This is a genomic window from Actinomyces urogenitalis, from assembly GCF_002861525.1.
Lineage (GTDB): Bacteria > Actinomycetota > Actinomycetes > Actinomycetales > Actinomycetaceae > Actinomyces > Actinomyces urogenitalis.
Window position 1 is genome coordinate 20,275 of record NZ_PKHA01000014.1, and the last position, 11,204, is coordinate 31,478.

Annotated in this window: 9 protein-coding genes; 5 read left to right on the forward strand and 4 right to left on the reverse strand. The window is 68.5% G+C overall.

Features of this window, described 5'->3' with window-relative positions:
• Nucleotides 1–48: 48 nt before the first annotated feature.
• Both CYJ26_RS10050 and CYJ26_RS10055 read right to left on the reverse strand, forming a co-directional pair.
• The gene (locus CYJ26_RS10050; protein WP_048684457.1) at nt 49–888 is read right to left on the reverse strand and encodes a hydroxymethylpyrimidine/phosphomethylpyrimidine kinase; all 840 of its coding nucleotides are present in this window, start codon (nt 886–888) and stop codon (nt 49–51) included.
• 163 nt (nt 889–1,051) lie between these two features.
• Nucleotides 1,052–1,666: an NAD(P)-dependent oxidoreductase gene (locus CYJ26_RS10055; protein ID WP_034236738.1), complete on the reverse strand. Its 615-nt coding sequence runs from the start codon at nt 1,664–1,666 to the stop codon at nt 1,052–1,054.
• A 136-nt stretch (nt 1,667–1,802) separates the two neighbouring features.
• Here CYJ26_RS10055 and CYJ26_RS10060 point away from each other — a divergent pair, with 136 nt between their 5' ends.
• The 4 genes from CYJ26_RS10060 (at nt 1,803) to CYJ26_RS10075 (ending at nt 7,925) form a co-directional block, all read left to right on the forward strand.
• Nucleotides 1,803–2,183: a winged helix-turn-helix transcriptional regulator gene (locus CYJ26_RS10060; protein WP_006547889.1), complete on the forward strand. Its 381-nt coding sequence runs from the start codon at nt 1,803–1,805 to the stop codon at nt 2,181–2,183.
• Nucleotides 2,184–2,315: 132 nt separating this feature from the next.
• A complete protein-coding gene (locus CYJ26_RS10065; protein WP_101638373.1) occupies nt 2,316–4,352 on the forward strand; it encodes an alpha-amylase family protein in 2,037 nt (678 codons plus the stop codon).
• Between the two features lie 52 nt (nt 4,353–4,404).
• Nucleotides 4,405–6,021, forward strand: coding sequence for an L-serine ammonia-lyase (locus tag CYJ26_RS10070; protein ID WP_006547891.1), 1,617 nt, complete (start codon nt 4,405–4,407; stop codon nt 6,019–6,021).
• A 56-nt stretch (nt 6,022–6,077) separates the two neighbouring features.
• Nucleotides 6,078–7,925 carry a glycoside hydrolase family 13 protein gene (locus CYJ26_RS10075; protein WP_006547892.1) on the forward strand — a complete coding sequence of 616 codons (1,848 nt, stop codon included), beginning with the start codon at nt 6,078–6,080 and terminating at the stop codon, nt 7,923–7,925.
• Nucleotides 7,926–8,073: 148 nt separating this feature from the next.
• On the opposite strand, the gene CYJ26_RS10080 is transcribed toward CYJ26_RS10075, so the two are convergent.
• Nucleotides 8,074–9,816, reverse strand: a complete 1,743-nt coding sequence (locus CYJ26_RS10080; protein WP_101638374.1) for a carbohydrate-binding domain-containing protein — start codon at nt 9,814–9,816, stop codon at nt 8,074–8,076.
• 606 nt (nt 9,817–10,422) lie between these two features.
• Between CYJ26_RS10080 and CYJ26_RS10620 the strand changes: the two genes are divergently transcribed.
• Entirely contained in the window at nt 10,423–10,710 is a 288-nt protein-coding gene (locus CYJ26_RS10620; protein WP_024036842.1) for a hypothetical protein, read from the forward strand.
• On the opposite strand, the gene CYJ26_RS10085 is transcribed toward CYJ26_RS10620, so the two are convergent.
• Entirely contained in the window at nt 10,701–11,135 is a 435-nt protein-coding gene (locus CYJ26_RS10085; RefSeq protein ID WP_338064337.1) for a transposase, read from the reverse strand. The two genes, CYJ26_RS10620 and CYJ26_RS10085, sit on opposite strands and share 10 nt — an antisense overlap.
• Nucleotides 11,136–11,204: the final 69 nt, after the last annotated feature.

Sequence of the window (11,204 nt, forward strand, 5' to 3'; positions counted from 1 at the left end):
TTAAGGGGGCGTGACCGCAGGTCGCGGGTACGTCAGGCTGCTGACGCCTCACTGGCGTCCGTAACGCCCCTGGTAGACGCAGTCGAAGGGGGCGTTGCCGTGCATACGGTTCTCGATGGAGGAGACGACGACGTCCTTGGCTGTGCGGCAGGCGTCCAGCGGGCTGGCGCCCTTGGCGAGCTCGGCCGTGATGGCAGCGGCGAGCGTGCAGCCGGCGCCGGAGACGCGCTCCTGGCCGATGGCCGGGACCTCAAGGACCTCCAGGGTCTGGCCGTCATAGAAGACATCCAGGGCGGTGCCGGTGCCCAGCAGGGTGCCCGCCTTGGCGAGCACATTGGGTACGCCGTGGTCGTAGATCCGCTTGGCGGCGTCCTTAAGGGCGTCCACCGTGGTGATCTCCTCCACGCCGGCCAGCACCTGGGTCTCGAAGAGGTTGGGGGTGGTGATGGTGGCGTAGGGCAGGACCTTCTCGCGCAGGGCGTTGTCAATGTCGAGGGCGGCGCCCGCCTCCTGGCCCTTGCAGATCAGGACGGGGTCGACGACCACGTTGGCAAAGCGGTACTGCTCCAGAGCTCCGGCGACGGTCTCGATGGTGGGGATCGTGCCGAGCATGCCGATCTTGACGGCGTCGATGGTGCCGTGCACGCCGACGGCAGCCTCGATCTGGTCAGCCAGGACCTGGGGGTCGATGGCGTGGAGGCGGTGGGCGAAGTCGTTCTTGGGGTCGAAGGAGACGATGCAGGTCAGGGACACGCAGCCGAAGACGCCCAGCTGGGCGAAGGTCTTGAGGTCGGTCTGGGCGCCGGCGCCTCCGGAGGCCTCAGAGCCGGCGATGGCCAGGGCGATGGGCGGGTTGGAGGGACGGACGGTGGTGGGGGTGGCAGTCATAGGTGAAGCCTGCCCCCTGGCTGGCGTCCACACGTGGTGTTGGCCCGCGTGTCTCGCTCCCCACCTCGTCGCTTCAGGCCCTGAACAGTCGGATCCCATGCTCCCAGCGCTGGAGCCGACTGTTCAGGGCCTGAATCGACGTAGCGGGTGCCCTGTGCAACCGTCAGGCGCTGGCGACGGCGAAGCGAGCGCCGCGGTGAGCGTCCTTCTCGGCCTCGTCGATGAGCGCGATGGCCATGTCCGCGGCGGAGAGGGTCTCGCCGGCCGGGGTGTCAGTGGTCGTGACGTAGGAGCCGGAGGAGGCCGGTACTGGGTAGGCCGGGGCAGGGGAGACCAGGGTCCAGGCGATCGAGCTGCCGGCTGCGCGGAAGAGCTCCAGGACCTTGGAGAAGGCCAGGGCCTCGCTGCGGTAGGCCTCCGGGAAGGCTGGGTCGTCCACGAGGCGCTTGCCGGATGCGTCCAGGAGCGAGCCGGCACCACCGACGACCACGAGACGGCCGGTGGGGCGGGCGTCGATGAGAGCCTTGAAGGCGTCGATCACCGGCTGGGGCGAGCCTCCGGTGCGATCGGGGGAGACGGCGATGATCGTGGCGTCGGCCTGGTTGACCAGGTCCACGACGGCGGCGGTGTCACCCAGGTTGACGGCGACGGCGTGCGTGGCGCCCTCGGGCTTCGTGCCGGAGCGGGAGACGGAGGTGACTTCGTGGCCGCGGCAAGCGGCCTCGGCGACGGCGGCCGATCCGGTGGCGCCGGTTCCTCCGATGACGGTGATCTTCACGGTGACTCCTCGTGTGTCAGTCCTGGGCGGTGACCCAGGTTCGTCGGTGGTGTCTCGCGCCTCGGCGAGCCGATTGCGATGGCTTCATGGTATGTTTTAGGTACTAGGTACCTCAACGTAACTAAGGATATGACCCGTGACACACGAAGCGCCGCTTGTCGCTTTCGACGTGCTTTCACCCCAGTGCCCCTCGCGCACGGTGCTGCGCCACGTCGTGGACCGCTGGACACCGCTGGTCGTCGTCGTCCTGTCTGACGGTCCGCGTCGCTTCAGCGAGCTGCGCCGCGAGGTGGGGGGCGTGACTCCGAAGGTCCTCACTGAGACCCTGCGGTCGATGGAGCGCGACGGGCTCGTGGTACGCAGTCAGACTCCCGGGGTCCCGCCACGCGTGGACTACGAGCTGACCGAGCTCGGCCGCAGCCTGACCGGGCCACTGACGGCTCTGCGCGACTGGGTGCAGGATCATGCCGGCCAGGTGCTGGTGCATCGCGAGAGGCATGACGCCGCGCTGGCGTGAGGAGTAGCGGCGTGCCTCCCGGCAGGGCGTGGTGCGCAGGCCTGGGTGGCCACGCCGTGACCTCGCGTCTGCTGCGTGAGCGTCTTTGTCCTCCTGGCCCCATCCGCGAGCAAAATCGGCGACTATAGAGGCATGAGTGCCACCACATCCTCTGCCGCCGAGACCACCCCACCCGTCTACGGCCTGCCACCTGCGGTGTGGGACGCCGTCGGCCCGGCCCTGGAGGGGATGGGTACCACCAGGCGCGAGGTCTTCTGCTCGCGCCTGGCGCACTGGTATCCCGACCTCATCGACGGGCTGACCACCCTGTACGGAGAGAAGGCCGAGGGTACGGCCGCCCACCTGGCTGCCAAGGCCGCTCAGGCCTACGCCGAGCGCTCGGGCGGGCTGCGCCGCCTGGACCTGGACCGTACGCTTGACCCGCTGTGGGCGCAGGACCCTTCGCGGATCGGCTACGCCGCCTACACCGAGCGCTTCGCCGGTGACCTGCGCGGAGTCGAGGAGCGCATCCCCTACCTGCGGGAGCTGGGTGTGAGCTACCTCCACCTCATGCCACTGCTCACCCCGCGCCCGGGTGACTCCGACGGCGGCTACGCCGTCGCTGACTACCGCAGCGTGCGTGCGGACCTGGGGGACATGGAGGACCTGGAGCACCTGACGGGAGCGCTGCGCCGCGAGGGAATCAGCCTCGTGGTCGATCTTGTGCTCAACCACGTGGCCCGCGAGCACGAGTGGGCCCAGCGAGCCCGCGCCGGCGAGGAGCGCTACCGCGACTACTTCTACATCTTCCCCGACCGCACCGAGCCAGACGTCTACGAACAGACTCTTCCCGAGATCTTCCCGGACTTCGCCCCCGGGAACTTCACCTGGGACGAGGAGGCCGAGGGCTGGGTGTGGACCACCTTCAACTCCTTCCAGTGGGACGTCAACTGGCGCAACCCCAACATCATGGAGGAGTACGCCCAGATCGTCCTGGACCTGGCCAACAGAGGCGTGGAGGTCCTGCGCCTGGACGCCATCGCCTTCACCATCAAGCGCAAGGGCACCGACTGTCAGGGCCAGCCCGAGGTCCACGCCATCACCGAGGTGCTCAAGGCACTGACCCGCATCGCCTGCCCTGCCGTGGATCTCAAGGCCGAGGCGATCGTGGCGCCAACGGAGCTCCTGCAGTACCTGGGGCAGGGCAAGTACACCGGCAAGGTCTCTGACCTGGCCTACCACAACTCCCTCATGGTGCAGGTGTGGTCGATGCTCGCCTCCAAGAACGTCCGCCTGGCCGCTCGCGCCCTGTCCGCGCTGCCGGTGGAGCCATCCAGCGCCACCTGGATCACCTATATCCGCTGCCATGACGACATCGGCTGGGCGATCGACGACGCCGACGCCGAGGCAGTCGGCCTCAACGGCTACTGGCACCGTCAGTTCCTGGCTGACTGGTACCGCGGCGTCTACCCCATGTCTGACGCGCGAGGCCTGGTCTTCCAGTACAACCCCGTCACCCAGGACCGGCGCATCTCGGGAACCGCTGCCTCGTTGATCGGCATCGAGGCGGCCGCTGAGGCGGTGGCTGGGATCGAGGAGGAGACACCGGCCTGGCGCGAGGAGGAGCTGCGTGGCTGGCTCGCCCAGCGTCTGGACGCCCTGCGGCTGGCCAACGCCATCATCTACGGCTGGGGAGGCATCCCGGTGCTGTGGAGCGGTGACGAGCTCGGCCAGCTCAACGATCCGAACTGGGACACCGAGCCGGGCCATGAGGCGGACTCGCGCTGGGCCGGCCGCCCGGTGCTCAGTGAGGAGGCCGTGGCTCAGCGCCACGATCCCACGACGATCCCCGGCCGGGTCTTCGGTGACCTGGCACACCTGGGCAAGGTACGTGCCAGCCTGCCGCAGCTGGGGGCTCAGGTGCGCACCGTCGTCGCCCCGGTGGATGACGACGGCGTGCTGGTCACGGTGCGTGAGCACCCGCGCGGCAGCTTCGTCGGCGTGTACAACGTCACCAGCGACTGGCGGGCGATCCCAGCCTGGCGCCTGGCGGAGTACGGGGTCCTCGGCGCCGTCGACGTCCTGACGGACACGGTCCCGGCCGGTGCGGCGAGCCTGGAGGGTGGCGGCGACGGCATGGTCGCGGTGCCTCCCTTCGCGGCCTGGTGGCTCGTGCGTTCGACGGACTGAGCCGCCCGCGCGGGGAGTGCCGCGCGCAGGCCGAGGCGGGCATGATGGGCCCATGACCGCCGACGCCGTCGATACGACCCTGCACCCCACCGCCCTGGACGTTGCCACGCCGGCGGCCCTACTGGCGGGAGAGATTACTGCCGAGGAGGCCTCGCGCCCGCTGAGCGTCTTCGACCTCATGCGCATCGGCATCGGTCCCTCCTCCTCGCACACGGTGGGTCCCATGCGTGCCGGACGTGCCTTCGCTGCGGAGCTGGCCGGAGTCGTTGCCGCGGACGCTGCCGTGAGGGACCTGCTCACCCCCGGCGACGTCGCCGGGGGCGATTCCTCACCGGCCTCCTCCCACGGTGAGGGCCAGTGCACCGAGCCGGTCAGTCGCCTCACCGTGGAGCTGTACGGCTCCTTGGGTGCCACGGGCCATGGCCACGCCACCGATCGCGCCGTCGTCATGGGGCTGGCGGGCTATGAGCCGGAGACCGTGCCCAGCCAGGTGTGTGAGAACCTCATGGAGGAGGTCGAGGAGGCGGGGCGCCTGGAGGTCGGTGGCGTGGGCACGATCCCCTTCACCCCCTCCAGCGACATCCACTTCCTGCCCGGCCGGGTCCTGCCCTACCACGTCAACGGCCTGACTCTGACCGCCTACTGCGCCGCCGGTGGCGAGATCCTGCGGCGCACCTACTACTCCGTGGGCGGCGGCTTCGTCATGGAGGACGTCGGCAAGCCCGGTTCTCCCTCGATCCGTGCCCTGGCCACAGCAGTGGTTGCCCAGGCTCACGCCACCCCGGCGCCTTACCCCTTCTCCTCCTCGGCCGAGCTGCTCCAGATCTGCGCCCGGGAGGGCCTACGCGTGTCCGAGGTCGTCATGGCTAACGAGGTCTCGGTGCGCGAGGAGAGCGAGGTCGTGGGATACCTCGACCGCCTGCGCCAGACCATGACCGCCTGCATCGAGGCCGGCATGGCTGCGGACGGGACGTTGCCGGGCGGGCTGGGGGTGCGTCGTCGGGCCAAGGGCCTGCACGAGCGGCTGCTGGCCCAGGCCAGCGGGCCGGCGGCCGCCTTCACGATGGCCGACCCTCTGCGCGGCATGGACTGGGTGGACCTGTTCGCGCTCGCGGTCAACGAGGAGAACGCTGCCGGACGGCGCGTGGTGACCGCCCCGACCAACGGCGCGGCCGGGATCGTGCCGGCGGTGCTGCGTTACTACGAGCAGTTCATCCCCGGGGCTGACGACGACGGTGCTCGCCGTTTCCTCCTGGCTGCTACCGCCGTGGGTGCGCTGATCAAGACCAACGCCTCGATCGCCGGGGCGGAGGTGGGCTGTCAGGGCGAGGTCGGCTCGGCGTCGTCGATGGCGGCGGCGGGGCTCGCCGAGGCGTTAGGTGGTACGCCGGCGCAGGTGGAGAACGCCGCCGAGATCGCCATGGAGCACAACCTCGGCCTGACCTGTGACCCGGTGGGCGGTCTGGTGCAGATCCCCTGCATCGAGCGCAATGCGGTGGCCGCGGTCAAGGCGATCAACGCGGCGCGGATGGCACTGTGGGGCGAGGGTCGTCACCAGGTCAGCCTGGACACCGTCATCGAGACCATGCGTCAGACCGGTGAGGACATGCTCGCCAAGTACAAGGAGACCTCGCGCGGGGGACTGGCTGTCAACGTCGTGGAGTGCTGAGCGCCGGGACGGGCACAGCCACCACCAGGTTTTACGCTACACCAAAACCTGGCAGGATGCCGCCCGTGACTAGCACGACCCACGCGACCGCATCGACCGGCTCCGACCCCATCCAGGCCTCTCAGGCCCCGACTCGTCAGTGGTGGAAGGACGCCGTCGTCTACCAGATCTACCCGCGTTCCTTCGCGGACGCTGACGGCAACGGCATCGGCGACCTTGCCGGTATCACCAGCCGCGTGCCCTACTTGGCTCGCCTCGGCGTGGACGCCGTGTGGCTCTCGCCCTTCTATCCCTCCGCCCTGGCCGACGGCGGCTACGACGTTGACGACTACCGCGACGTCGCCCCGGAGATCGGGACGCTGGAGGACTTCGACGCCATGGTCGCCGCTCTCCATGAGGCCGGGATCCGGGTGATCGTCGACCTCGTGCCTAACCACACCTCCAACCGTCATGCCTGGTTCCGCGCTGCGCTGGCGGGTGGGCCAGACGCCCCCGAGCGCGGGCTCTACCACTTCTACGAGGGCCGAGGCGAGGACGGCGTGGAGCCGCCCAATGACTGGCGTTCCCTGTTCGGTGGCTCCATCTGGGAGCGGGTGGAGGACCAGGCTGAGGACGGTACGCCCCTGACCGGACCGGGGACAGGGCGCCCCTACCAGTGGTACCTGCACATCTTCGCCCCCGAGCAGCCTGACCTGAACTGGGCCAACCCGGCAGTACGTAAGGACTTTGAGCGCACGCTGCGCTTCTGGTGCGACCGCGGGGTCGATGGCTTCCGCGTGGACGTGGCCCATGGCATGACCAAGGACATGGGGCAGCTGGAGCGTCCCTTCGCCCAGATGCCCTACTGGCCGCTGCCGGACGACGGCTCCCACGCCCTGTTTGACCGCGACGAGGTCCACGAGGTCTACGCCCAGTGGCGTACCGTGCTGGACTCCTACGACCCGCCGCGCTTCGCCGTCGCCGAGGCCGGTGTCCACCCGGCCCGCCGTGCGCGCTACGCCGCCTCCATCGGGCAGGCCTTCAACTTCCAGCTCCAGGACGCTGACTTCACGGCGCCCTCCTACGCCTGGGCGATCGACGCCGGTCTGGCTGACGAGGCTGCCTGCGGCTCGACCACCTGGGTGCTGGGCTGCCATGACACCTTCCGGGTGGCCACGCGCTACGGCTTCGATCCGGAGGAGAAGGTGGTTGAGCAGGTGCGCGCTGACCGCGACCAGGCTCATGACGCGGGCGCAGGTGCGGACGGTACACCGGCAGGGCGTCAGATGCGCTTGTCTCGCCTGTGGTTGCTGGCCGACGGCGAGTCCCCGGCCCAGGACGCGGCGTTGGGGGAGCGGCGTGCTCGCGCGGGCGCGATGCTGACGATGGCCCTGCCCGGGTGCATGTACGTCTACCAGGGGGATGAGCTCGGTGTGCCCGAGGTGCCTGACATTCCCGAGGATCGGCTGCAGGACCCCATCGCCCTGCGCAACCGCGAGGTGGAGAAGGGGCGCGATGGCTGTCGCGTGCCGCTGCCCTGGAGTGCGGAGGGCACGAGCTACGGTTTCGGGCCCGACGGCGGGGCTGAGGCGCACCTGCCGCAGCCGGCGGGGTGGGGGAGCCACGCCGTCGACGCCGAGGAGGGGGACTCTGGCTCGACCCTGGCGCTGTACCGGCGAGGACTGGAGCTGCGCCACCAGCTGTGGAGTGCGGCCAATCGCGAGCCGCTGAGCTGGCTGCGGCGCGACGAGCACGTCCTGGCCTTCGCGCGTGGCGAGGTCGAGTGCTGGACGGCCTTTGACCAGGACGCTGAGCTGCCTGCGGGCGAGGTGCTGCTGGCGAGCGGGCCGCTGACGCAGGAAGGCGCGGCGGGACGCGGTGGCGTCCTGCCTGCGGCGACGACGGTCTGGCTGCGCCGGGCCTGAGGCGCGGGCTCGACCGACCACCGCGGGCGCCGTCGACCACCTCGGGGGCGATCGACCACCCACGCCCCGTCCGACCACTGGATTCACGCGAATCAGGTGGTCAGACGAGGCACAGGCGGTCCGTCGAGTAATGAGTGGTCGGTGGAGGTCAGCGCGGGCCGCCCTGACCGCCTTGTCCCGGCTGCTCCTGGCCTCCCATGCCGCTCATGCCCGCAGACAGGGCGGAGGCGGTACCGGTGGCTGAGCCGCCCGACGTCGTCGCTACCGTGTACTCGGTGCCCTCGGTCAGTCCCAGGACCGTGACGTAGTCCGAGGAGATCGTCGAGGTCAGCGTCCAGCTCGTCCCGTCCGAGCTCGTGACGGTGATGGTGTCCCCGACGGCGACGCTCGGCGAGCCGGTGACGCCGACGACGTCGGACTCGCCGTTGACGTCGACGGCGCCGTCCATGGAACCGGCCGAGCCTGCCACGACGACCTGCCCGCCGGTGACCGAGGCCGATCCGTTGGAGTCGATGCCGTCGGAGTTGGCGTAGTCGATCTGGACGCTGCCGCCGGTGATCGTGAGGTACGCGCCGTCGTCGGACTCGGAGTCAGCGTTCTCGTAGCCCTCGATCGTGTAGTCCCCGTTGGTGGCGTTGATGCCGTCGTCGCCGGAGGCGATGGTGAGCGTGCCTCCCGAGACGGTGACGAAGGCGCCCTGGAGGCCTTCGTCTGCCGCGTCGACGGCGACTGTCCCAGAGTCCTGGGAGTAGGCCACGCCAGCGTTGACGCCCTTGGGCTTGACTGAGTCGTCGGTGGAGGATTCGTCCTCGGTGTCATCGGGGTCGGCCTGCCATCCAGGCTGGGACTGGACGGTGGAGGCGTTGGACTGCCCACCGCCGGCGATGATGGACAAGGTGGTGCCGTCCACGGTGACGTCGGTGGTGGCTAAGACGCTGTCGTCACCGGAGGTGATGGCGATCTCGGCCTCGCCCAGGGCGACGAACCCCTTGGTCTCGTCGTCGTCCTCCGTGGACTTCAGGCCGTCGCCCCCGGCTGTGACGGTCAAGGAGCCGCCAGAGACCAGGAGCCAGTCCTTGCCTCGGACGCCGTCGTCAGCGGCCGTGACGGTGATGGTGGGCGAGCCGGTGATTGCCAGGCCGTTCTTGGAGGAGATGCCGTCATTGCTGTTGCCAGTCACGGTCAGGGAGCCGGTGCCCGTGATGGTGAGCGTGTCAGAGGAGAAGAGGGTGGCCGTGGGGGCGTCCTCGATCGTGTCTGAGTAGGTCTCGCCGTCGGTCAGGGCGTTCTCGGTGCCCTCGGCCAGGACGACGACGGCGCTGCCCGCGTCCTGGATGTCGATGGCCGGCCCGTCGGCGTTGGTGATCGTGACGCCGTCCAGGACGAGGTGGACCTCGGCGTCAGCGGCGTTGACGACGACCTGACCGTCATCGAGGCTGCCGGCCAGGACAAAGGTTCCGGAGCCGGTGATGGTGACGGTGGTGCCATCCACGCTCACAGAGTCTGCCGCGTCACCGGAGACGGAGGCGGAGTCTCCGTCCAGGGTGATGGTGGTGGCGGAGTCGGTGTCCCAGGAGCCGGACTGCTCGGCGGAGGTGGCGGCAGCCACCACCTCGGAGGTGTCGGCGTTGGCGGCCAGGACATCGCTCACACTGGCACCGATCGAGGCCTGACGTACCGCGGAGGAGATGGTGGTCCACACGGTGCCGGAGGACTCGTCCGCTGCGGCGACGGCGGAGGCGGACGTGGCGGAGGAGTCCGTGGTGGCGGCGGTGCCGCAGGCGGCGGTCAGGGCGATGGCGGTGAAGAACGCGAGGGTGCCGCTGACGCGGCGTGTACGACGGCGAGGGTCGGTACTGGAGGTGCCGTGACAACTGAACGGGTTCTTCATGGTGTCTCCTGCGTGGTCGGCTGGCCGGTGTGGCGACGAGAAGGCTGAAGCGCGCCGCTGGCCTTGATCTTTCAGGAGCTGGGTATGAGGTGGCTGTGAGGGCTGGGTGGTCGCGCTAGGAAGAGGGTGAATGAATGCTGATGATTGAAGATGGTGATGGCACTCATGCTTCTTGACTCAAGGAAAATCCACAGAATACGGTTAATTGAGCGGTCTATCGCCTACCCCGGCGGACCGAGGAATCCCGAGAGGGCATGACATGAGGAGACCACGGCGGATCCTGGCTGCCTTCGCGGCCCTGGTCCTGGCTGGTGCAGTGGGTGTGGGCGCTCCCACCGCGATGGCTGCAGACGTCTCTGCAGATGGTGCGACATCGCCTGACAACATCGCTAAGGCCTTGGACTATCTGGATCAGATCAACAAGGACGTGTACGGGACGAAGCGCACGCCTTTGAGTGAGCAGCAGATTGCCGACGCAAAAGCTCTGTCTAAGCTTCGCAATGAATATGTTAAAAAACTGGTCAGTCGGCTGATAACTTAAGCGAAGAACAGCTGCGAGCGGCGCTGAGTCCCGAAGAAATTCAGAAGGCGACGGTCGCTGAGAACATGATTATCGATGGTGCGGGTACGGGCGATACGCTGTCGGCGCTCAACGTCAACTCGGACATCATGAAGTGGGCTCAGATCCGTGCGGATGAGCTGGCCATCGCGGCCGAGTCTTTGACCTCGCGAGGGCAGAGTCCGCTCTCGCATGACAATGCCGAGAACGGGCAGCCTGCGTGGGCCGATGACAGTCTGACCAAATCCCCGAACTATCAATGGAATGATATCGGCAACGGTTATATGCAAGGCCGTAATTATGGCGGCCCAGAGAATCTGGCTCTTCAGAGTTGAGTGTGGGGTGAGGCGTCGAGGCCTCCGGTGATGAGGAGCATGCGGAGGCGGTAGTGCTCGACGTTGCGGAACCCGCGGGCGATGCGGCGGCCCAGCTCGATGATCCCGTTGATGGCCTGGGTGCCGCCGTTGCTCGCGCCGCCGGTATCGAAGTAGGCCAGGAACGCTGTCCGCCATCGACGCAGGGTCTTGCCCAGTCGCGCAATCTCGGGGATCGGGCATGACGGCAACGTGGCGATGAGCTGCTCGGCGAGTTGGCGTCCTCGTGCGGGGGTGGGCTGGTGGAACACGTCTCGGAGGTCCTGGGCGCAGTGGTAGGCGACCTCGACCGCAACGTGATCGGGATGGGCGGGGGTCCGTTGAAGGTTTGGTTGACTCCAAGACCGCATGACTCCCTCGAAAGGGTCGTGCTGAAAGGATGGCATCCATGGCGAAGATCGCTTACACCGACGAGTTCAAGCGCGACGCGGTCGCGCTTGTCGTCTCAGGAATCC

Excerpts from the sequence above, each read along its gene's own strand:
- CYJ26_RS10065 (WP_101638373.1), top strand. The coding sequence starts at position 2,316 with ATGAGTGCCACCACATCCTCTGCCGCCGAGACCACCCCACCCGTCTAC.
- CYJ26_RS10620 (WP_024036842.1), top strand. The coding sequence starts at position 10,423 with ATGATTATCGATGGTGCGGGTACGGGCGATACGCTGTCGGCGCTCAAC.
- CYJ26_RS10070 (WP_006547891.1), top strand. The coding sequence starts at position 4,405 with ATGACCGCCGACGCCGTCGATACGACCCTGCACCCCACCGCCCTGGAC.
- CYJ26_RS10075 (WP_006547892.1), top strand. The coding sequence starts at position 6,078 with ATGCCGCCCGTGACTAGCACGACCCACGCGACCGCATCGACCGGCTCC.
- CYJ26_RS10080 (WP_101638374.1), bottom strand. The coding sequence starts at position 9,816 with ATGAAGAACCCGTTCAGTTGTCACGGCACCTCCAGTACCGACCCTCGC.
- CYJ26_RS10050 (WP_048684457.1), bottom strand. The coding sequence starts at position 888 with ATGACTGCCACCCCCACCACCGTCCGTCCCTCCAACCCGCCCATCGCC.
- CYJ26_RS10085 (WP_338064337.1), bottom strand. The coding sequence starts at position 11,135 with ATGCCATCCTTTCAGCACGACCCTTTCGAGGGAGTCATGCGGTCTTGG.